This window comes from Pseudomonas sp. PS01270 (assembly GCF_029959775.1).
In the GTDB taxonomy this organism is placed as follows: domain Bacteria; phylum Pseudomonadota; class Gammaproteobacteria; order Pseudomonadales; family Pseudomonadaceae; genus Aquipseudomonas; species Aquipseudomonas atacamensis.
Genome location: NZ_JASCPT010000097.1, coordinates 1 through 20085 on the forward strand (window position 1 = coordinate 1; position 20085 = coordinate 20085).

A 20085-nucleotide genomic window follows, 5' to 3' on the forward strand; every position below is an offset into this window, starting at 1 on the left:
GGGAGCGAGCCTGCTCGCGAAGGCGCCGTGTCAGTCAGTACATCTCTGACTGGTATAGCCCCTTCGCGAGCAGGCTCGCTCCCACATGGGATATTGGTGCGTCAGGGCCGACGGATGAATGACCGGATTTTTAGGAAAAGTCCTACAGAGCTATCGCCGACGCTTGCGTAGTCTTGCCCTCCCCAAACCTCACCGGGAGAATGACCATGAGCAACAAAGCGTTGCGCATCCTGATCGCCGACCCGCAGCATTTTCATCGCATGAAAATCGAGCGCCTGTTCAACTCGCTCGGCTACTACCGCGTCGCCCCGGTGCAGACTCTCGGCGAATTGTTGACCTTGGTCGACTATGGCTGCGAGCCGTTCGATGTGCTGGTGATCAATGCCGAGCTGGCGGCAGGCTCCCTGGATCTGTCGGGTTTTCTGCTCGATCACCCACAGGTTCGCCACGCTCTGATCTACAACGAACCGTCGGCGCCCTTGCTGACGGTTGCGGGGTTTGCTCAGGAAAACGCGCAGATCAGCCCGACGCCATTGCCCAATTTACAGCTCATCGGGCAGGTGATGGCGAGAGTCGAAACTTGCGATGAACGCCAGGCAGCGCCTGACTCTCAGGCGTCGTTGCGCCATGCCAATGCATAAAAAACCACTCTGCACAACTGTCAGACCTGACAGGTGATTCTGTTGCTCATACATGTAACAGTGCCGGCGCGGCCACCGACTCCGGGACAGACTGTTGCGGTGTCTTCGATTTTGCAGGAGTACCAATGAAGTCAGCGCTGATCGTCGATGATCACCCAGTCGTGCGCGCGGCCATTCGAATTGTCCTGCAGGCTCAAGGCTTCACGCAGATTCATGAAGCGTCCAATGGCAATGAAGTCGTGCCGTTGATCTGCGCGCATGATCCGCACCTGGTTGTGCTCGATCTGGGGCTGGGATCGATGGACGGTCTGGAAGTGCTGACGCGAATCCAGATCAAGGCGCCGACGGCGCGTTGCCGGGTGCTGGTGTTCAGCATGCATGAGCCCACGCATTATCAAGAGCGTTGTCTGCGCGCCGGCGCGAGGGGCTACGTGACCAAGAGCAATCAACTGACTCTGCTGCACGAAGCCATCAAGGCATTGATGTCCGGCCACACTTATTTCTCCGCATTGCCCAATACCAGCGGTCTGTACAACGCCGTGCAACGCACGGAAAAGGAGCTGATCGCGCAGCTGTCCGATCGAGAGTTATGCATTTTCGTGAATCTGGCGCTGGGCAAACCGAACAAGGCCATCGCTTTGGAAATGCACCTGAGTCACAAAACCGTCAGCACCTACAAGACCCGCATGATGGCGAAACTTGGCCTGGGTTCGCTGGTGCTTCTGCGTGAGTTCGCCAAGCGCAATCACTTGATCTGAGTACCCCGACATGATGCAGGGACTGCGGGTTTTATTGCTGTGGCTGGGGCTTGTTGCCTCGGTCGGGGCGAATGACCAGCCGCAGACGCTGGAGGTGCTGGCGCGCCTCGAACCGGGAAGTATCCAGGTCCGCCTCGATGATCGGGAGCGCCAGTGGTTACGTGAGCATCCAGTCTTGCGCATGGGCATTTCCGGCCCGGATTACCCGCCCTTCGAAATCACCCGCAATCAGCATGAGCTGGAAGGGCTGACCGCCGATTACGCCGATCTGCTGGCGCAACTGCTCGGCATCAGGATCGAAGTGCGGCGTTTCGCCGATCGTCCCGCACTGATGGCCGCACTCAAGCGCGCTGACGTCGAACTCCTGGGCACCTCGAACAGTTTCGAAGCCGCCGATCCGGCCTTTGTTCTGTCGCGGCCGTACGCTGAAGATCAGCCAATGCTGGTGACGCGTCATGACGAGAAACTGCCTGCTGACCTTGCAGGCAAACGCATCGCCATGGTCGAGGATTACCTGCCACTGGCCCATGTTCAGGCGTTCTACCCCGGCGCCCACGTGCAGCTTTATGCTTCGGCCATGGATGCACTCGGCGCGGTCGCCTTCGGTGCCGACGATGTGTACCTGGGCGACTTCATCAGCGCCAACTACCTGATCAACACCAATTATCGCAACGACCTGCAACTGGCCGGGCCGTCGGGGCTTGATGCCAATCCGTTCGCCTTTGCGTTGTTGCGCAGCGATGTGGTGCTCAAACGCATCGTCGACAAGGCCTTGCTGGCCGTGCCCATGGAGCGTCGCCATCTGATCGAACAGCGCTGGAGCGTCGGCCTCGCCGAGATGGCCGAACAGTCGCGGGTACACCTCAGCGCCGCCGAGCAGCAGTGGCTGGATCAGCACCCGGTGGTGCGGGTCGGCGCTGTCGAAGACTTCGCGCCGTTGGCGTTTTTCGATGCCGATGGACGCTTCAACGGGCTGGCAGCGCAGTTGCTGAGCCTGATTGCACAGCGCAGCGGGCTGAATTTCGAGATCGTGCGTGGCACCTCCTTGAACGATCAGTTCGAGCAGCTCCAGGCCGGCGCACTCGATGTTCTGCCGGTGGTGACGCCGAGCACCGAGCGGGAAGCGCAGCTGCAATTCACCCGCGCCTATCTGAACAATCCGTTCGTGCTGGTCAGCGCAGCGAACGGACCACATCCATTGCCGCTCGACGAACTGGCGGGCAAACGCCTGGCCATCTATCGAGGGCATCCGTTGCGCGATTATTTGCTGCAACGGGTGCCCGGACTGCGTCTGGTCGAAGTCAAAAGCCCCGCCGAAGGCATGGCGCTGATTGCCCGTGGACAGGTCGACGTGACGGTAAGTTCGTTGCTGGTGGCGCGTTTTCTGATCGCCCGCCAATACCGCGACCGCCTGCGTATTACCGGCACCGTAGGCGATCAGCCGGCGCGCATCGCTTTGGCCACGGCGCCGCAGTCGGCGCTGCTGCACTCGATCCTGAACAAGGCGTTGCTGAGCATCGCGCCGCAGCAAATGGATGAACTGGTCGAGCGCTGGAGCCACGATGTGGTGGTGGAGGACAGCTATTGGTCGCGCCATCGCCGCGAGATTCTGCTTGGTTTTGCCGGCGCCGCAGGCTTGCTGCTGCTGGCCTTGATCTGGATCGGCTGGCAGCGTCGGCAGATCCATCAGCGCCAGCAATGGTTGTTGCAACTGCAACAGGCCAAGGACGTAGCGGATGAGGCCAATCGGGCCAAAAGAACTTTCCTGGCGACCATGAGCCACGAGATCCGCACACCGATGAACGCCTTGATCGGCATGCTCGAACTGGCCCTCAAGCGCGCAGAGGAGGGCGTGACTGATCGACTGGCAATTCAGGTGGCGTCGAATGCCGGCCAGCAATTATTGGCGTTGATTGGCGACATTCTCGATATCGCCCGTATCGAGTCGGGGCATTTGTCCCTTTCGCCCGAGCGGGCCAACCTGCGCGAGACGGTGTTATCGGTGTGTCGGGTTTTCGAAGGGCTGGCGCGGCAGAAGCGCTTGTTGTGGCGCATCGAACTTGATCCGCGCGCCGACGTGGATGTGCTGATTGATCCGACGCGCTTCAAACAAGTGCTGTCGAACCTGTTGAGCAATGCGATCAAATTCACCGAGGCGGGCGAGGTGAGTTTGCGCTTGCAGGTCATCGCCATGACCGACGCTGAAGTGGACTTGCTGTTGCGCATCGAAGACAACGGCATCGGCATCAGCGGCGAAGATCAAAAGCGCCTGTTCAGCCCGTTCGTTCAAGCGAGCAATAGCCTTCAAGCGGCGCGCAGCGGTTCCGGCCTGGGGCTGGTGATCAGCCGTAACCTCTGCGAAATGATGGGCGGCACACTGGGTCTCGATAGTGATCTCGGGCAAGGCACGCGAGTAAAAATCAATATCCAGTTGCCGCTGTTGACGTCGGTGACGACCGCACTGGCAACGCCCGAGGCGGCAGCCGCGACCTGTGTATTAAGCGTGTTGGCGGTCGACGATCACCCGGTCAATCGCTTGCTGATGTGCTGGCAACTGAGTGAATTGGGGCATCGCACGGTAGACGTGGGCGACGGAGAACAGGGGCTGGACCGCTGGCGAACCCAGGCCTTCGATGTGGTGATCACCGACTGCAACATGCCGCGCCGCAATGGCTATGAGCTGGCGCAGGCGATTCGCAACGAAGAAGCCGCCAGCGGCCGCAGGCCCTGTCTGATCCTCGGTTTTACGGCCAATGCGCAGGTCGAAGAGCGCCTGCGCTGTCTGGATGCCGGCATGGACGGTTGCCTGTTCAAACCGATTCGCTTGCATGATCTGGCTGAAGCCCTGAAAGGCGCTCATCGTTGCGAGCGCCACGAAGATGAAACGCCAAGTGCCGAGCCCGTCGAGATTGATCTGACTGCCCTGGAGCAGATGGCCGGTGCCGATCACTCGTTGATCGAGCGTTTGCGCAAGGAAGTCGGCAATAGCTTGCGCGACGATCTGCAGGCTTTGGATCAGACCCGCGTCGGCGACCGCAACGGCCTGCGTGAGCTGGCCCATCGCATCAGGGGCGGTGCGCAAATGGTTGGGGCAGCGCGGGTTGTTGCGGCGTGTGCAGATCTGGACACGGCATGCCGAGACGGTGAAAACGCGTTTATCGAGCGTGCCATCGACAAGTTGCGCGAAGCCATGCACGGCCTCGCGCGCTGCCTCTGAGCCAACGCAGTCTCCTGTGGGAGCGAGCCTGCTCGCGAAATGCGCGCCGCTGACTCAATTGTTCTGCCTATGGAACACTCAAGCCGATTTCCACCCTCTAGTCGAATATTCGATATGCCCTTACGCTTAATCCAATGCATTTATCCATTGGAGACCCCATGAAAAACATCATCGGCATTTACACCAGCCCGCGCGGCCATTGGGTCGGCGATGGTTTCCCGGTGCGCACGCTGTTTTCCTACGACAATCTGGGCAAGCACATCAGCCCGTTTCTGCTGCTCGATCACGCCGGTCCCGCCGAATTCACCCCGACCACTGAACAGCGTGGCGTCGGCCAGCACCCGCACCGTGGTTTCGAAACCGTGACCATCGTTTACGACGGCGAAGTGCAGCACCGCGATTCCACCGGCAGTGGCGGCACCATCGGCCCGGGTGATGTGCAGTGGATGACCGCAGCTTCCGGCATCCTCCATGAGGAATTCCACTCGGAAAACTTCGCCCGAACCGGCGGCAAGCTGGAAATGGTCCAGCTGTGGGTCAACCTGCCGGCCAAGGACAAAATGGCCGCGCCGGGTTACCAGACCATTCTCGACCGCGACATTCCGAGCATCGCGCTCAAGGACAACGCCGGCAGTCTGCGTCTGATCGCCGGCGAATTCGACGGGCACACCGGACCTTCGCGGACTTTTACGCCAATCGACGTGTGGGATTTGCGCCTCAATGCCGGCAAGTTGCTGACGCTTGATCTGCACGAAGGACGCAACACGGCACTGGTGGTGTTGAAAGGTTCGGTGCAGGTCAACGGTGCGGAATCGGTTGGGGTAGGGCAGTTGGCGCTGTTCGAACGCGACGGTGATCGACTCACCCTCCAGGCCAGCGAAGACGCGGTGGTGTTGCTGCTCAGTGGCGAGCCGATCGACGAACCGATCGTCGGCCATGGCCCGTTCGTGATGAACACCGAGCAGGAAATCCACCAGGCCTTCGCCGACTTCCAGTCCGGGCGTTTTGGCCAGATGCACGCCTGACCCCGAGCTTTACCGCCAACTGAAACTCCCACAGGTTGTTCAGCGTCTGATCGTTCCCACGCTCTGCGTGGGAATGCAGCCGGGGACGCTCCGCGTCCCACAGCCTCAAGATCGCAGCCTTCGTCAGCTCCTTCAGGGTTTTGCAGTGTTTGTAAGCCGGTGCTCATCCACCGAAATCAATTGCTCCTACACTGTGCCAATCTGTGCGATCTTCTCGCGATTGGCCTTTGTCGGAGTTGTTTGATGCTGTCTCTGCTGACCGAACACCCGTTGTTTAGCGCGTTGATCCTGATCCTGCTCGATCTTGGCTTGTGGCGGCTGATCAGCTCTCGCGGCAGTGAATGGAAGCTGCTGGTGCGGGTGCTGATTTTTGCCCTGTTCAGCATTGTGCTGTTCAACGAAGGTCTCAACCCGATGGAACCGGCGCCGTGGGCCGACAACGTGCCGCTGCATCTGGCGGCGACCGGTTTGCAGATCGGCTGGTGGCTGTTTGGTGCGCGGACCCTGACGGTGTTGATCGGCGCGGTGATGATGCAGCGGGTCGGCCACACCGGCCGGCTGTTGCAGGACTTGCTCGGCGCGGTGATTTTCCTCATCGCGATCATTGCGGCGCTGGCGTACGTGCTCGATCTGCCAGTCAAAGGTGTGCTGGCGACGTCCGGCGCGTTGGCGATCATTGTCGGCCTGGCCTTGCAGAGCACCTTGAGCGATGTGTTTTCCGGCATCGTCCTCAACACCACCAAGCCCTATCAACTCGATGACTGGATCTCCATCGACGGCACCGAGGGCCGCGTCACCGACATCGACTGGCGCGCCACGCGTCTGCAAACCAGTCAGGGCAGCATGGCCGTGATTCCCAACTCGCTGGCGGCGAAAGCCAAAATCATCAACTTCAGCCGACCGAGCAATATGTTCGGCGTTTCCGTCAGCGTGCCCGTCAGCCCCCATGCCCGACCCAGCTCAGTGATCGAGGCGTTGGAGCGGGCGATGCAAGGCTGCCGGCAATTGCTCGACACACCGGCGCCCAGCGTGTCGTTGAAGAGTTCTGCCAGCGGCGGCGCGGAGTACGAAATCAGTGGATTTGTCGCCTCGATGGGCGAGAAGCGCGTGGTGCGCAATCAGTTGTTCGACCTCGCTTACCGGCATTTGCAGGCCTCCGGCGTCAATCTGCTGTCGAGCAACGAGACCAGCGCCGCACCGCAGTTGTCGCGGCCACGGGCGCTGCTGGAAAGCTCACCGATCTTCTCGACTCTGCGTGAAGAAGAAAAAGACACCTTCAGCCAGAACATGACTCTGCAAACTTTCCGCGCCGGCGAAACGATTCTGGCGGGCGGCGAGGTCAGCGATCATTTGTTCATCATTGAGTCCGGCGTGGTTTCGGTGACGCTCAAGCGCCATGGTGCACCCCTGGAATCCGGGCGCATGGGGCCGGGTGAGGTGATCGGCGAGGCCGGGATTCTTTCCGACACCGCCTTGCCGGCGGATTTTTCCGCGAAGACTTTCTGCGCCCTGTATCGCATCGAGAAGTCCTACCTGAAACCGTGCCTGGACGCGCGCCATGACATCCACGATGCGATGCAGGCATTGCTCGATTTCCGTCTGCACAAGGCGCAGTCGCTGACCGAGGACGCGCCCGTGGTCGCGCCGAAAAGAGGCTTTCTGCAATGGCTGCGTAATCGCGTCTGAGCTGTCGTATTGTCATTCGATGCAACCTGCGCGGCGTTCTCAGGGTCACAATTTGCAATCCCACCGGGCAGGAGTTGCAGACGATGAAAAACCTGCGAATCGCCACCTTCAACGTCAACGGCATGCGCGCGCGGCTGCCGAATCTGCTGGAATGGCTCAAGCGCGAGCAACCGGACATCGTCTGCCTGCAAGAGCTCAAATCAGTCGACAGCGCATTTCCCGTCGCCGAACTGGAGGCCGCCGGTTACGGCGCAATCTGGCAGGGCCAGGCGTCATGGAATGGCGTGGCGATTCTGGCGCGTGATGCGCAGCCGTTGGAGAGTCGACGCGGTTTGCCCGGCGATGCCGATGACACCCACAGCCGCTATATCGAAGCGGCGGTGCACGGTGTGCTGGTCGGTTGCCTGTATCTGCCCAACGGCAACCCGCAGCCGGGGCCGAAATTCGATTACAAACTGGCCTGGTTCGAGCGTCTGATCAATTACGCCAAAGACCTGCAAAGCAGCGATCACCCGGTGGTCCTGGCCGGTGACTTCAATGTCGTGCCCACCGACATGGACATCTACAACACCCGATCCTGGCTCAAGGATGCTTTGTTGCAACCTGAAAGCCGCGAGTGCTACCAGCGGCTGCTGGATCAGGGCTGGACCGATTCTCTGCGCCACGTGTATCCCGAAGAGCGCCTCTACACCTTCTGGGATTATTTCCGTAACCATTGGCAAACCAATTCCGGCCTGCGCATCGACCACCTGCTGCTCAACCCGGCATTGAGCCCGTATTTGCACGACGCTGGCGTCGACGCCTGGGTACGCAACGAACCGCACGCCAGTGACCATGCACCGACATGGATTCGCATCGCTTCGCGGAAAAAGCGCTGAGCGGGCGATTGGCGAAATCAATTGTCGGAAGTCGTGCTTGATCCCGTATACAGGGCAATAACCACGCAGTGTTCTGCGGCCCATGCATAAGGATCGAGCAATGAGTGCGCCACGGCTGAGCAATATCAAGTTGTATCTGCAACGCCTGGGTTTCGATGAACCACCGCCGCCGACCCTGGATACGTTGTGTGAATTGCAGCTGCGCCATACCGCTGAGTTTGTTTTCGAAAACCTGGCCACGGTCAGCGGTGCGCCAGTGTTGATCGACCTTGCGTCCATCGAAGAAAAAGTCCTGCGCAGTGGTCGCGGCGGCTATTGCTACGAACTCAATTACTTGTTCTTCGCGATGTTGCTGGAATTGGGCTTCGACGCGCGGGCGATCAGCGGGCGCGTGGTGATGAATCAACCGGAAGGCAGCTGGACGGCGCGCACCCATCGTTTGAGTCTGGTGACCATCGACGAAGTGCGTTACATCACCGACGTCGGCTTTGGCGGCATGGTGCCCACCGCACCGCTGCTGCTCGCCAGTGAAGATGAGCAACCCACCCCACACGAACCTTACCGCATCGACAAGCAAGCAGATGGCTACCTACTGCGCGCCAAAGTCGCAGGCGAATGGCGGCCGATGTACCTGTTCGATTTGCAACGCCAGGAAGACATCGATTACACCGTCGGCAACTGGTACGTCTCCACCCATCCCGAGTCACCCTTTTCGCAGCGCCTGATGGTCGCGCGCACCGGCGCTGGCTGGCGCAAAACCCTGAACAACGGCAGTTTTGCCATTCATCACATGGGCGCGGACAGTGAGCGGCGCGAGGTGGCGGACGTCGACGAGCTGATGAAATTGCTGCGGCGCGAGTTCGATCTTCAGGTGCCTGATTCACCGCGTGTGCGACAAGCGCTGGCTCGGGTCATCGCGCCAGCCTCCATCTAAGGCTTTACATCAGGCTCCAATACGCGACGGATTTCGCCGATGGCCGCTGAAAGAGTGCGACTGCACCGTCGGTCGCCGTGAACACTTCAGCCTGGTGGGCACTGGCGCGGACGCAGCGGGGATGTGTTGCCGGATTTGTTGGGGCAAGAAGCGCAGGCTAGAAGGTTGGATGGCTACCTAACCATTATGTGACTGACAAGTTGTATACAACTCTATGGACATTTGTCCTGAGTATTGAATACAGTGTGCGCATAACAAAAACCAGGGAACCCCCCACCATGAAAACGCCCCATGTTTCACACCAACGGCCCGAGGACGAAAACCTCGGGGTCGGCGCGAATATGGCTTACGGCCTGCAACATGTTCTGACCATGTACGGCGGTATCGTTGCGGTGCCACTGATCATTGGCCAGGCGGCCGGTCTGTCGCCGGCGGACATTGGTCTGTTGATTGCTGCCTCATTGTTTGCGGGGGGGCTGGCGACGTTGCTGCAAACCCTGGGTCTGCCGTTTTTTGGCTGTCAGCTGCCGCTGGTCCAGGGCGTATCGTTCTCCGGCGTGGCGACCATGGTTGCGATCGTCAGCAGCGGCGGGGAGGGCGGTTTCCAATCGGTGCTGGGTGCGGTGATTGCCGCCTCGTTGATCGGCTTGCTGATCACGCCGGTGTTTTCACGCATCACCAAGTTCTTTCCCCCGCTGGTCACCGGCATTGTGATCACCACCATCGGCCTGACGCTGATGCCGGTGGCCGCACGCTGGGCGATGGGCGGCAACAGCCACGCGCCGGACTTCGGCAGCATGCAGAACATCGGTCTGGCGGCGGTGACGCTGGTGCTGGTGTTGCTGCTGAGCAAGGTTGGCAGCGCGACCATTTCTCGGCTGTCGATTCTGCTGGCCATGGTCATCGGCACGGTGCTGGCGGTGTTCCTTGGCATGGCGGATTTCTCCAGTGTCACCACCGGCCCCATGTTCGGCTTCCCGACACCGTTCCACTTCGGCATGCCGACCTTCCATTTCGCCGCGATCCTGTCGATGTGCATTGTGGTCATGGTGACGCTGGTGGAAACCTCGGCGGACATCCTCGCCGTGGGCGAAATCATTGACACCAAGGTAGATTCCAAACGCTTGGGCAACGGCCTGCGTGCCGACATGCTGTCGAGCATGTTTGCGCCGATCTTCGGTTCGTTTACGCAAAGTGCTTTCGCGCAGAACGTCGGTCTGGTGGCGGTGACCGGGATCAAGAGCCGTTTTGTGGTGGCCACCGGTGGTCTGTTCCTTGTCGTGCTTGGCCTGCTGCCGTTCATGGGTCGGGTGATTGCTGCAGTGCCGACTTCGGTACTCGGCGGCGCCGGTATCGTGCTGTTCGGCACGGTGGCCGCGAGTGGCATCCGCACGTTGTCAAAGGTGGACTACCGCAACAACGTCAACCTGATCATCGTTGCCACCTCGATCGGTTTCGGCATGATCCCGATCGCCGCGCCGAACTTCTACGATCATTTCCCGAGCTGGTTCGCGACTATTTTCCATTCGGGCATCAGTTCGTCGGCAATCATGGCGATCCTGCTCAACCTGGCGTTCAACCACTTCACGACCGGCAACTCGGATCAACAGTCGGTGTTCGCCGCAGCCGAAGAGCGCACCCTGCGTTATCGCGATCTGGCCGCGCTGCGTGAAGGCGATTACTTCAGCGACGGCAAGCTGCATGACTGCGATGGCAAGGAAGTGCCGGTGATCGAGCCGGATGACCACGACCATGGCCACGGCGCGCCTAAGGTTCAGGTGAAAAGCAGCGAACATGTCTGACCGCTGCGTCTGAAACAAAAAAGGCCGATCTGCCCAAGCAGATCGGCCTTTTGGCATTTTTCGAGTGTCCACAAAAAAGCCCCTGAATCTTGCGATTCAGGGGCTTTGCTATTTGGCTCCACAACCTGGACTCGAACCAGGGACCCAGTGATTAACAGTCACTTGCTCTACCAACTGAGCTATTGCGGAATTGGTGCGTATGTTACTGATTCAAAAAGAGAAGTCAAGCATCGCCTGGCAATTTTTGCGATTCATGGGGACGGACGGCATTTTGTCAGCGATTGGCGGTTACCAGAAAGACTTCAGAGGTCTACCATGGCAGCCCGGAAGTGGTCACACGCGCTACCGGCCATTCGCCGCAAAGGTACGCGCCATGACTCAAATCACCCGCAACACCGAGGTGCTCGCATGAGCACTGCACAGATCAGCCTGCCCAAAGGGATCGGCCCGCACGCCGAAAAACTTTTCGATGCAATCACCGGGGCAAGCACCGCCGAAGAATTGAACCGCGCTGGCGGCAAGGCCGAAGGTTTCGTCCTTGGTCTTGAAAGCAGCAAGGCCATCAAGAGCCAGGTCGCCGAATCGCTGTATGTGATTTACGACGATGCTGCCACTCAACGCTCGGTCGAGCTGGCTTAACTGCCGAAGGTAATCGTGCCGAGCATCAGCTTGGCATAGGCCGCCGTCGCCGCCAGTTGCACCAGCCACAGGGCCAGGCCACCGAGGAATACCCCGGTGGCGACTTGCAGCACCAGGCTCTTTTCACGCTTGGCCGGAGCGCGCGGGATGAAATCATCCAGGTCGTCACGGTCAGCGCGCAGGTTGTCGTTTTTCATGTGGGTTCTCTTCAAATATCTCGGGTGTACACAAAACCGGTAGGAGCTGCGGAACGCTGCGATCTTTTGATCTTGATCTTAGAAACAAGATCAAAAGATCGCAGCCTCGTTGCACTCGTCAGTTCCTACACTTTGGATTGTGTGCAGTCTAGAGGTTGCAAGGCGTTTCCAGAGACAAATAAAAACGGGAAGCCCAAAAGGCTTCCCGTTTTTCATCACTCGCCGAAATCAGATGACCTGAACGATCGCGTCCGTCACAGCCTTGATGTTGCTCTGGTTCAGCGCGGCCACGCAGATGCGGCCGGTGTCCAGGGCGTAGATGCCGAACTCGTTGCGCAGGCGATGCACTTGTTCAGTGGTCAGGCCGGAGTAGGAGAACATGCCGCGCTGACGACCGACGAAGCTGAAATCGCGGCCCGGGGCTTTTTCCGCCAGCAGGGCAACCATCTGCTCGCGCATGCCGCGAATACGCAGACGCATTTCGGCCAGTTCGGCTTCCCACTGCGCGCGCAGTTCCGGGCTGTTCAGCACCGCAGCAACGATGCTGGCGCCGTGGGTCGGCGGGTTGGAGTAGTTGGTGCGGATCACGCGCTTGACCTGCGACAGCACGCGCGCGCTTTCTTCTTTCGATTCGCTGATGATCGACAATGCGCCAACGCGTTCGCCGTACAGCGAGAACGATTTGGAGAACGAGCTCGAGACGAAAAAGGTCAGGCCGGATTCGGCGAACAGGCGCACAGCGGCGGCGTCTTCGTCGATGCCGTCGCCGAAACCCTGGTAAGCCATGTCGAGGAACGGCACGTGACCTTTGGCCTTGACCACTTCCAGCACCTTGTTCCAGTCCGCCGGGGTCAGGTCGACGCCGGTCGGGTTGTGGCAGCAAGCATGCAGGACAACGATCGAGCCGTTCGGCAGGGCATTGAGGTCGTCGAGCATGCCGGCACGGTTCACGTCGTGGGTGGCAGCGTCGTAGTAACGGTAGTTCTGCACCGGGAAACCAGCGGTTTCGAACAGCGCGCGGTGGTTTTCCCAGCTCGGGTCGCTGATCGCCACGACGGCGTTCGGCAGCAGTTGCTTGAGGAAGTCGGCACCGATTTTCAGTGCGCCGGTTCCGCCGACGGCCTGAGTGGTGATGACGCGACCGGCGCTGATCAGCGGCGAGTCGTTGCCGAACAGCAGTTTCTGCACGGCCTGGTCGTAGGCAGCGATGCCATCGATCGGCAGGTAACCGCGCGAAGCGTGTTGCGCGACGCGAATCGTCTCGGCTTCGATCACCGCGCGCAGCAGTGGAATTCGCCCCTCTTCGTTGCAGTACACGCCCACGCCCAGGTTGACCTTGGTGGTCCGGGTATCGGCGTTGAATGCTTCGTTGAGGCCCAGGATTGGATCGCGGGGTGCCATTTCGACAGCGGAGAACAGGCTCATTATTACGGCGGCTCTGAATGGAGAGTGGAGGGACGTGTAGCGCTCCAGCCGAATGCACTAGAGCGGTGCACAAACGGGGAGCTAGTATAGAGGCCATCACCGCGCAATGGCGACAGGCGAATCGGCTTTTGGGGTAAGTTTTTCCAATTATTTCTGGACCGTTAGTCGATTGACTTTGTCAGACTCTTTACCGGATGTAGGACGTTTGCCTTGAAAGGTCAGGCAATCGCCACCACATTCAGCACAATCCAGGTTTTTTCTTGCGCGACATCGGTCGTTTGCGGTCGTCCTCGTGGTGCTCCGTCTGACGCGGAGCGCCGCGAATCCAGAGGTGTGTATGTCGGAATTCCAGCTAGTCACCCGCTTCGAGCCTGCCGGCGATCAGCCGGAAGCCATTCGCCAGTTGGTTGAGGGCATTGACGCCGGGCTGGCGCACCAGACATTGCTCGGTGTGACCGGCTCGGGCAAGACCTTCAGCATCGCCAACGTCATCTCCCAGGTACAGCGTCCGACGCTGGTTCTGGCGCCGAACAAGACCCTGGCCGCGCAGTTGTACGGGGAGTTCAAGGCGTTCTTCCCGAACAACGCCGTGGAATATTTCGTTTCCTACTACGACTACTACCAGCCCGAAGCGTATGTGCCGTCGTCCGACACCTTCATCGAGAAGGACGCCTCGATCAACGACCACATCGAGCAGATGCGCCTGTCCGCGACCAAGGCCTTGCTGGAGCGCAAGGACGCGATCATCGTCACCACGGTATCGTGCATCTATGGTCTGGGCAGTCCGGAAACCTATCTGAAAATGGTCTTGCACGTGGATCGCGGCGACAAGCTCGATCAGCGCGCGCTTCTGCGGCGCCTGGCCGACTTGCAATACACCCGCAACGATATGGATTTTGCCCGGGCGACGTTCCGCGTGCGCGGTGATGTGATCGATATCTTCCCGGCGGAATCCGATCTGGAAGCGATCCGCATCGAGCTGTTCGATGACGAGGTCGAGAGCATTTCCGCGTTTGATCCGCTGACCGGCGAAGTCATCCGCAAGATGCCGCGCTTCACTTTCTATCCGAAGAGCCACTACGTGACGCCTCGGGAAACCCTGCTCGACGCCATCGAAGGCATCAAGGTCGAATTGCAGGAGCGCCTCGAATACCTGCGCAGTAACAACAAACTGGTGGAGGCCCAGCGCCTGGAGCAGCGCACCCGTTTCGACCTCGAGATGATTCTCGAACTGGGTTACTGCAACGGCATCGAAAACTACTCGCGCTACCTTTCCGGGCGTCCATCCGGCGCGGCGCCACCCACGCTTTACGACTATCTGCCTGCCGACGCCTTGCTGGTGATCGACGAATCCCACGTCAGCGTGCCGCAGGTCGGCGCGATGTATAAGGGCGACCGTTCGCGCAAGGAAACGCTGGTGGAGTACGGCTTCCGCCTGCCTTCGGCGCTGGACAACCGGCCAATGCGTTTCGACGAGTGGGAAGGGGTCAGCCCGCAGACCATTTTCGTCTCGGCAACGCCCGGCAACTACGAAGCCGAGCACGCCGGGCGGGTGGTTGAGCAAGTGGTACGGCCGACCGGTCTGGTCGACCCGCAGGTTGAAGTGCGGCCGGCGCTGACTCAGGTCGATGACTTGCTCTCGGAAATCACCAAGCGTGTGGCGATTGAAGAACGTGTGCTGGTCACCACGCTGACCAAGCGCATGGCCGAAGACCTGACCGATTACCTCGCCGACCACGGTGTGCGCGTGCGTTATCTGCACTCGGACATCGACACTGTCGAGCGCGTCGAGATCATCCGCGACTTGCGCCTCGGCGTGTTCGATGTGCTGGTCGGGATCAACCTGCTGCGTGAAGGCCTCGACATGCCGGAAGTGTCGCTGGTGGCGATTCTCGATGCCGACAAGGAAGGCTTCCTGCGTTCCGAGCGCTCGCTGATCCAGACCATCGGTCGCGCGGCGCGTAACCTCAATGGCCGGGCGATTCTCTACGCCGATCGCATGACCGGTTCGATGGAGCGGGCGATTGGTGAGACCGAGCGCCGCCGCGAGAAGCAGATCGCCTTCAACCTCGAGAACGGCATCACCCCGAAAGGTGTGATCAAGGACGTCGCCGACATCATGGAAGGCGCCACCGTACCGGGTTCGCGCAGCAAGAAGCGCAAAGGCATGGCCAAGGCCGCCGAAGAGAACGCCAAGTACGAAGCCGAGTTGCGCTCGCCAAGCGAAATCACCAAACGCATCCGCGCGTTGGAAGAGAAGATGTACCAACTGGCGCGGGATCTGGAGTTTGAAGCGGCGGCGCAGATGCGTGACGAGATTGCCAAACTGCGCGAACGATTGCTTACGGTATAGGGGATCGTTCCCACGCAGAGCGTGGGAACGATCATTGTGTTTCCCTGTGGAAGCGAGTCTGCTCGCGAATGGGGGCGACTCGGTATAAGCGAGTCCCGGTCTCCGGCTTAAATACCCTGCCCGCTGGAGCGGGGCGGGTGTCGCCTGTTACCATTCGCCGCTTGATTGTTCTGCTCTTCATTTTTTCGAGACAAGCCATGACCACCGTCCGCACTCGCATCGCGCCATCGCCTACCGGGGACCCCCACGTAGGTACCGCTTACATCGCATTGTTCAACTACTGCTTTGCCAAGCAGCACGGCGGTGAGTTCATCCTGCGCATTGAAGACACCGATCAGTTGCGTTCGACCCGCGAGTCCGAACAGCAGATCTTCGACGCCCTGCGCTGGCTCGGCATCGACTGGAGCGAAGGCCCGGACGTCGGCGGCCCGCACGGCCCGTATCGGCAGAGCGAGCGCGGCGACATCTATCAGAAGTACTGCCAGCAACTGGTCGACATGGGCCATGCGTTCCCGTGCTTCTGCACCGCTGAAGAACTCGATCAGATGCGCGCCGAGCAAATGGCTCGCGGCGAAACTCCGCGCTACGACGGCCGCGCACTGCTGCTGTCGAAAGAAGAAGTCGCCGCGCGCCTGGCCGCTGGCGAACCGCACGTGATCCGCATGAAGGTGCCGAGCGAAGGCGTCTGCGTGGTGCCGGACATGTTGCGTGGCGACGTCGAGATCCCGTGGGATCGCATGGACATGCAAGTGCTGATGAAGACCGACGGCCTGCCGACGTACTTCCTCGCCAACGTCGTCGACGATCACCTGATGGGCATCACCCACGTGCTGCGTGGCGAAGAGTGGCTGCCATCGGCACCGAAACTGATTTTGCTGTACGAATACTTCGGCTGGGAACAGCCGGAGCTGTGCTACATGCCGCTGCTGCGCAACCCGGACAAGAGCAAGCTGTCCAAGCGCAAGAACCCGACCTCGGTAACGTTCTACGAGCGCATGGGCTTCATGCCGGAAGCGATGCTCAACTACCTCGGGCGCATGGGCTGGTCGATGCCGGACGAGCGCGAGAAGTTCTCGCTGCAGGAAATGGTCGACAACTTCGACCTCAAGCGCGTATCCCTCGGCGGGCCGATCTTCGATATCGAGAAGCTGTCGTGGCTCAACGGCCAGTGGCTGCGCGATCTGCCGGTGGAAGAGTTTGCCGCCCGTGTGCAGAAGTGGGCGTTCAATTCCGACTACATGATGAAAATCGCGCCGCACGTGCAGGGTCGGGTTGAAACGTTCAGCCAGGTCGCACCGCTGGCTGGGTTCTTCTTTGCTGGCGGCGTGAATCCGGATGCCAAGCTGTTCGAGTCGAAAAAGCTCTCCGGCGATCAGGTTCGCCAGTTGATGCAGTTGATCCTGTGGAAACTGGAAAGCCTGCGGCAGTGGGAGAAGGACAGCATCACCGCGACGATTCAGGCGGTGGTCGAATCCCTCGAGCTCAAACTGCGCGATGCGATGCCGTTGATGTTTGCTGCGATCACCGGGCAGGCGAGTTCGGTGTCGGTGCTCGATGCGATGGAAATCCTCGGCCCGGACCTGACCCGTTTCCGTCTGCGCCAGGCGATTGACCTGTTGGGCGGCGTGTCGAAGAAAGAAAACAAAGAGTGGGAAAAGCTCTTGGGCGCCATCGCCTGATTGCTTTTGCTTCTCTGCAGGACTGCCGAAGGCTGCGATCTTTTCATACTGCCTTCGGCGTTTCTCCCGAATTTACGGGGGAGGGCGGTAAGTGATTGTTATCCCGGCAAAAAATTTTGAAATTTTTCAAAAATAAGTTTGACAGGCTTTCGATACGCCCTTAAGATTCGCCCCGTCCTCAGCGATGAGGGGCTATAGCTCAGCTGGGAGAGCGCTTGCATGGCATGCAAGAGGTCGACGGTTCGATCCCGTCTAGCTCCACCAATTTACACTTCGAGGTCTGGCCACACCGGCCTTGAAGCGATCAACACTCAGCGTTGATCAGTTGTATAGAAGGGTTTGCGTCCCCTTCGTCTAGTGGCCTAGGACACCGCCCTTTCACGGCGGTAACAGGGGTTCGAGTCCCCTAGGGGACGCCAGTTTTACAGAAGTGATGTTGCAAGAGATCACTCCGCCGCGAGGCGAAAAATCCGGGGCTATAGCTCAGCTGGGAGAGCGCCTGCATGGCATGCAGGAGGTCAGCGGTTCGATCCCGCTTAGCTCCACCAATTTTACAGTTCAAGGTCTGGCCACACCGGCCTTGAATCGATCAGCTCTCAGCACTGATCAGTTGTATAGAAGGGTTTGTGTCCCCTTCGTCTAGTGGCCTAGGACACCGCCCTTTCACGGCGGTAACAGGGGTTCGAGTCCCCTAGGGGACGCCACGATTACCCGCTCTGCGGGATTTTATAAGGGTCATTCAATTATTGAATGGCCCTTTTGTTTGTCCGGCGTTTGGCCAACTCTCCTTTTTCCTTACACTGTGCTTCAGACCAGCGGTCATATTCATGACTTGCGGAATATTATTATGAGAATAATATTCTAGTCGTAATATTCGGAGGCAACGATGAACGATAAAAAAGCTCAAACCCGCGAACGCATCCTCAAGGCTGCCAGCGCCGCATTGATTCAGCGCGGCCCGGCAGACCCGAGCGTGGGCGAAGTGATGGGCGCCGCCGGCCTGACCGTCGGCGGTTTCTACGCCCACTTCGAAAGCAAGGACGCGATGATGCTCGAAGCGTTCAAGCAACTACTGGGCCGCCGTCGCGACCTGATTGCCGACATGGACGCCGATCTGACCGGCGAAGAGCGTCGCGCTTTGGTGGCTGCGTTCTACCTGTCACGCAAACACCGGGATTCCAGCGAAGCCGCATGCCCGATTCCGGCCTCGATTGGCGAATTGGGGCGTTTGCCGGAGTCGTTCCGCATCGCGCTGAACGAGCATCTGGAGCTGATGGTCGCGCAACTGGCCGCCAGCCCTGAAGACACCGACAAGGCTTTGGCCGATGTCGCGTTGATGGTCGGTGGTCTGGCCTTGGCCAGGGCGCTGGGTCCGGGAGAGTTATCCGATCGATTGCTGCGCGCCGCCAAGTCGGCGGTGCGTTGACCTGAAGGCAACAAGCCTGAGGAGAGTGCGATGAACGCGTTGAAGTGGGTTCGTGGCGTTAACGGTACCTTGGGCTGGTTTGCACCAAAGCTGGTGGCGAGCAAAATGCGTCTGGCGTTCATGACGCCCCGCGCGCTACCGCTGCGCGATTGGGAGCTGCCGCTGTTGGCCAGCTCCGAACGCATCACGTTGCGCTTCGGCCTGTCGGCGCTGCGCTGGGGTCAAGGCCCTACGGTGTTGCTGATGCATGGTTGGGAAGGGCGGCCAACGCAATTCGCCTCGCTGATCAATGCTCTGGTCGATGCCGGTTATACCGTCGTCGCGCTCGATGGTCCGGCTCACGGTCGCTCCCCTGGGCGCGAAGCCAATGTAGTGCTGTTCGCCCGCGCCATGCTTGAAGCGGCTGCCGAATTGCCGCCGCTGCAAGCGGTTATCGGCCATTCCATGGGCGGCGCCAGCGCGATGCTCGCCGTGCAATTGGGCCTGCGCACCGAAACTCTGGTAAGCATCGCCGCACCGTCGCGGATTCTCGGCGTTCTGCGCGGTTTTGCGCGAATGGTTGGCATGCCGCCGCGCGCGCGTTCGGCGTTTATCCGCCAGGTCGAGCAGGACGTCGGCATGCGCGCCGCGACGCTCGACGTGGCTCACTATCAACTGGATATGCCCGGTCTGATCGTGCATGCCGAGGACGACAATTTTGTCTCGGTCAAAGAATCGCAATTGATTCACGAAGCCTGGTTCGACAGCCGCCTGTTGCGTCTGGAAAGCGGCGGCCATCAACGGGTACTGGCCGACCCTCGAGTGATTGATGGTGTGTTATCACTGCTTGCCGGTCGCAGCCTTCAGGCGCGCCAATCGGCCTGAGCTCCGTTACACTGCCCCGGTTGAATACTTTGACCGGGAGTGGGGCATGGGCTGGGATCGGGCAACGCCGTTTACCATTGATCTGCAAGTAGGCGCCGAAGACATCGACGGGCTCGGGCACGCCAATAACGCGGTGTATGTGACCTGGCTCGAGCGCTGTGCATGGCGCCATTCGCAGCGCCTCGGCCTGGACCTGGTCGAGTATCGGCGGCTGGATCGGGCGATGGCCGTTGTCCGCCATGAAATCGATTATCTGGCCGCAGCCTATGAAGGCGATGAACTGCAACTGGCGACCTGGATCGTCGACTGGGATCAGCGCCTGAAAATGACCCGGCATTTCCAGCTCAAACGCCCCAGTGACAACGCCACCCTGCTGCGCGCGCAGACCACATTTGTCTGCATCGAGCTGTCGACCGGCAAGCCCAAGCGCATGCCGGCGGAATTTATCGAAGGCTATGGCCCGGCGATCCAGATTGCAGAGGCGATGTAAATCTCACCCTGTGGGAGCGAGCCTGCTCGCGAAGCGTCGCGTCAGTTACGCATGTATCAACTGACAGACCG

General features: G+C 59.9%; 17 protein-coding genes and 5 tRNA genes. 19 read left to right on the plus strand and 3 right to left on the minus strand.

The window, feature by feature from the left end; genetic code table 11:
• Positions 1-206 precede the first annotated feature (206 nt).
• The 8 genes from QMX86_RS21285 to QMX86_RS21320 all read left to right on the plus strand — a co-directional run bounded on the left by QMX86_RS21285 (position 207) and on the right by QMX86_RS21320 (position 10941).
• Positions 207-641, plus strand: coding sequence for a chemotaxis protein CheY (locus QMX86_RS21285; protein ID WP_282385440.1), 435 nt, complete (start codon positions 207-209; stop codon positions 639-641).
• Between the two features lie 125 nt (positions 642-766).
• Positions 767-1399, plus strand: coding sequence for a response regulator transcription factor (locus tag QMX86_RS21290; protein WP_016773908.1), 633 nt, complete (start codon positions 767-769; stop codon positions 1397-1399).
• Positions 1400-1409: 10 nt separating this feature from the next.
• Positions 1410-4616 carry a transporter substrate-binding domain-containing protein gene (locus QMX86_RS21295; protein ID WP_282385441.1) on the plus strand — a complete coding sequence of 1069 codons (3207 nt, stop codon included), beginning with the start codon at positions 1410-1412 and terminating at the stop codon, positions 4614-4616.
• A gap of 158 nt (positions 4617-4774) precedes the next feature.
• Positions 4775-5641 (plus strand): pirin family protein, encoded by an 867-nt coding sequence (locus QMX86_RS21300; RefSeq protein ID WP_110598727.1) that lies wholly within the window; start codon positions 4775-4777, stop codon positions 5639-5641.
• 243 nt (positions 5642-5884) lie between these two features.
• Positions 5885-7327 (plus strand): mechanosensitive ion channel family protein, encoded by a 1443-nt coding sequence (locus tag QMX86_RS21305; protein WP_110646436.1) that lies wholly within the window; start codon positions 5885-5887, stop codon positions 7325-7327.
• Positions 7328-7410: 83 nt separating this feature from the next.
• The gene (gene xth, locus QMX86_RS21310; RefSeq protein WP_076567072.1) at positions 7411-8205 is read left to right on the plus strand and encodes an exodeoxyribonuclease III; all 795 of its coding nucleotides are present in this window, start codon (positions 7411-7413) and stop codon (positions 8203-8205) included.
• 100 nt (positions 8206-8305) lie between these two features.
• Positions 8306-9139 carry an arylamine N-acetyltransferase gene (locus QMX86_RS21315; RefSeq protein ID WP_282385442.1) on the plus strand — a complete coding sequence of 278 codons (834 nt, stop codon included), beginning with the start codon at positions 8306-8308 and terminating at the stop codon, positions 9137-9139.
• A 278-nt stretch (positions 9140-9417) separates the two neighbouring features.
• Positions 9418-10941, plus strand: a complete 1524-nt coding sequence (locus tag QMX86_RS21320) for a nucleobase:cation symporter-2 family protein (RefSeq protein WP_024012376.1) — start codon at positions 9418-9420, stop codon at positions 10939-10941.
• A 113-nt stretch (positions 10942-11054) separates the two neighbouring features.
• Here the strand turns inward: QMX86_RS21320 and QMX86_RS21325 are convergent.
• A tRNA-Asn gene (locus tag QMX86_RS21325) sits at positions 11055-11130 on the minus strand.
• Positions 11131-11140: 10 nt separating this feature from the next.
• Between QMX86_RS21325 and QMX86_RS21330 the strand changes: the two genes are divergently transcribed.
• Together QMX86_RS21330 and QMX86_RS21335 are read left to right on the plus strand one after the other, a co-directional pair.
• Positions 11141-11353 carry a hypothetical protein gene (locus QMX86_RS21330; RefSeq protein ID WP_178372434.1) on the plus strand — a complete coding sequence of 71 codons (213 nt, stop codon included), beginning with the start codon at positions 11141-11143 and terminating at the stop codon, positions 11351-11353.
• On the plus strand, positions 11350-11580 hold the full coding sequence (locus tag QMX86_RS21335; protein WP_122706879.1) for a hypothetical protein: 231 nt from the start codon (positions 11350-11352) through the stop codon (positions 11578-11580). The genes QMX86_RS21330 and QMX86_RS21335 overlap by 4 nt, the downstream gene beginning before the upstream one ends.
• On the opposite strand, the gene QMX86_RS21340 is transcribed toward QMX86_RS21335, so the two are convergent.
• Positions 11577-11777: a hypothetical protein gene (locus tag QMX86_RS21340; RefSeq protein WP_016773917.1), complete on the minus strand. Its 201-nt coding sequence runs from the start codon at positions 11775-11777 to the stop codon at positions 11577-11579. The two genes, QMX86_RS21335 and QMX86_RS21340, sit on opposite strands and share 4 nt — an antisense overlap.
• A gap of 228 nt (positions 11778-12005) precedes the next feature.
• Entirely contained in the window at positions 12006-13202 is a 1197-nt protein-coding gene (locus QMX86_RS21345) for an amino acid aminotransferase (protein WP_016773918.1), read from the minus strand.
• A gap of 337 nt (positions 13203-13539) precedes the next feature.
• On the opposite strand from QMX86_RS21345, the gene uvrB reads away from it, so the two are divergent.
• The 9 genes from uvrB to QMX86_RS21390 all read left to right on the plus strand — a co-directional run bounded on the left by uvrB (position 13540) and on the right by QMX86_RS21390 (position 20014).
• Positions 13540-15555: an excinuclease ABC subunit UvrB gene (gene uvrB / locus QMX86_RS21350; RefSeq protein WP_016773919.1), complete on the plus strand. Its 2016-nt coding sequence runs from the start codon at positions 13540-13542 to the stop codon at positions 15553-15555.
• A gap of 197 nt (positions 15556-15752) precedes the next feature.
• Entirely contained in the window at positions 15753-17234 is a 1482-nt protein-coding gene (gene gltX / locus QMX86_RS21355) for a glutamate--tRNA ligase (protein WP_071171803.1), read from the plus strand.
• Positions 17235-17422: 188 nt separating this feature from the next.
• Positions 17423-17498: transfer RNA gene (locus tag QMX86_RS21360), tRNA-Ala, on the plus strand.
• Between the two features lie 79 nt (positions 17499-17577).
• Positions 17578-17653 (plus strand) — tRNA-Glu (locus tag QMX86_RS21365).
• Between the two features lie 53 nt (positions 17654-17706).
• A tRNA-Ala gene (locus QMX86_RS21370) sits at positions 17707-17782 on the plus strand.
• An 80-nt stretch (positions 17783-17862) separates the two neighbouring features.
• Positions 17863-17938: transfer RNA gene (locus QMX86_RS21375), tRNA-Glu, on the plus strand.
• A gap of 182 nt (positions 17939-18120) precedes the next feature.
• The gene (locus tag QMX86_RS21380) at positions 18121-18660 is read left to right on the plus strand and encodes a TetR/AcrR family transcriptional regulator (protein ID WP_016773921.1); all 540 of its coding nucleotides are present in this window, start codon (positions 18121-18123) and stop codon (positions 18658-18660) included.
• 30 nt (positions 18661-18690) lie between these two features.
• The gene (locus QMX86_RS21385) at positions 18691-19524 is read left to right on the plus strand and encodes an alpha/beta fold hydrolase (protein WP_016773922.1); all 834 of its coding nucleotides are present in this window, start codon (positions 18691-18693) and stop codon (positions 19522-19524) included.
• A gap of 46 nt (positions 19525-19570) precedes the next feature.
• Positions 19571-20014: a thioesterase family protein gene (locus tag QMX86_RS21390; RefSeq protein ID WP_016773923.1), complete on the plus strand. Its 444-nt coding sequence runs from the start codon at positions 19571-19573 to the stop codon at positions 20012-20014.
• The last annotated feature ends 71 nt before the right edge of the window (positions 20015-20085 follow it).

What these genes read in the sequence shown, in the direction of transcription:
- QMX86_RS21285 (WP_282385440.1), top strand. Translation starts at nt 207, where the DNA reads ATGAGCAACAAAGCGTTGCGCATCCTGATCGCCGACCCGCAGCATTTT.
- xth (WP_076567072.1), top strand. Translation starts at nt 7,411, where the DNA reads ATGAAAAACCTGCGAATCGCCACCTTCAACGTCAACGGCATGCGCGCG.
- QMX86_RS21335 (WP_122706879.1), top strand. Translation starts at nt 11,350, where the DNA reads ATGAGCACTGCACAGATCAGCCTGCCCAAAGGGATCGGCCCGCACGCC.
- QMX86_RS21290 (WP_016773908.1), top strand. Translation starts at nt 767, where the DNA reads ATGAAGTCAGCGCTGATCGTCGATGATCACCCAGTCGTGCGCGCGGCC.
- uvrB (WP_016773919.1), top strand. Translation starts at nt 13,540, where the DNA reads ATGTCGGAATTCCAGCTAGTCACCCGCTTCGAGCCTGCCGGCGATCAG.
- QMX86_RS21300 (WP_110598727.1), top strand. Translation starts at nt 4,775, where the DNA reads ATGAAAAACATCATCGGCATTTACACCAGCCCGCGCGGCCATTGGGTC.
- QMX86_RS21320 (WP_024012376.1), top strand. Translation starts at nt 9,418, where the DNA reads ATGAAAACGCCCCATGTTTCACACCAACGGCCCGAGGACGAAAACCTC.
- QMX86_RS21330 (WP_178372434.1), top strand. Translation starts at nt 11,141, where the DNA reads ATGTTACTGATTCAAAAAGAGAAGTCAAGCATCGCCTGGCAATTTTTG.
- QMX86_RS21295 (WP_282385441.1), top strand. Translation starts at nt 1,410, where the DNA reads ATGATGCAGGGACTGCGGGTTTTATTGCTGTGGCTGGGGCTTGTTGCC.
- QMX86_RS21390 (WP_016773923.1), top strand. Translation starts at nt 19,571, where the DNA reads ATGGGCTGGGATCGGGCAACGCCGTTTACCATTGATCTGCAAGTAGGC.
- QMX86_RS21305 (WP_110646436.1), top strand. Translation starts at nt 5,885, where the DNA reads ATGCTGTCTCTGCTGACCGAACACCCGTTGTTTAGCGCGTTGATCCTG.
- QMX86_RS21385 (WP_016773922.1), top strand. Translation starts at nt 18,691, where the DNA reads ATGAACGCGTTGAAGTGGGTTCGTGGCGTTAACGGTACCTTGGGCTGG.
- QMX86_RS21380 (WP_016773921.1), top strand. Translation starts at nt 18,121, where the DNA reads ATGAACGATAAAAAAGCTCAAACCCGCGAACGCATCCTCAAGGCTGCC.
- gltX (WP_071171803.1), top strand. Translation starts at nt 15,753, where the DNA reads ATGACCACCGTCCGCACTCGCATCGCGCCATCGCCTACCGGGGACCCC.
- QMX86_RS21340 (WP_016773917.1), bottom strand. Translation starts at nt 11,777, where the DNA reads ATGAAAAACGACAACCTGCGCGCTGACCGTGACGACCTGGATGATTTC.
- QMX86_RS21345 (WP_016773918.1), bottom strand. Translation starts at nt 13,202, where the DNA reads ATGAGCCTGTTCTCCGCTGTCGAAATGGCACCCCGCGATCCAATCCTG.
- QMX86_RS21315 (WP_282385442.1), top strand. Translation starts at nt 8,306, where the DNA reads ATGAGTGCGCCACGGCTGAGCAATATCAAGTTGTATCTGCAACGCCTG.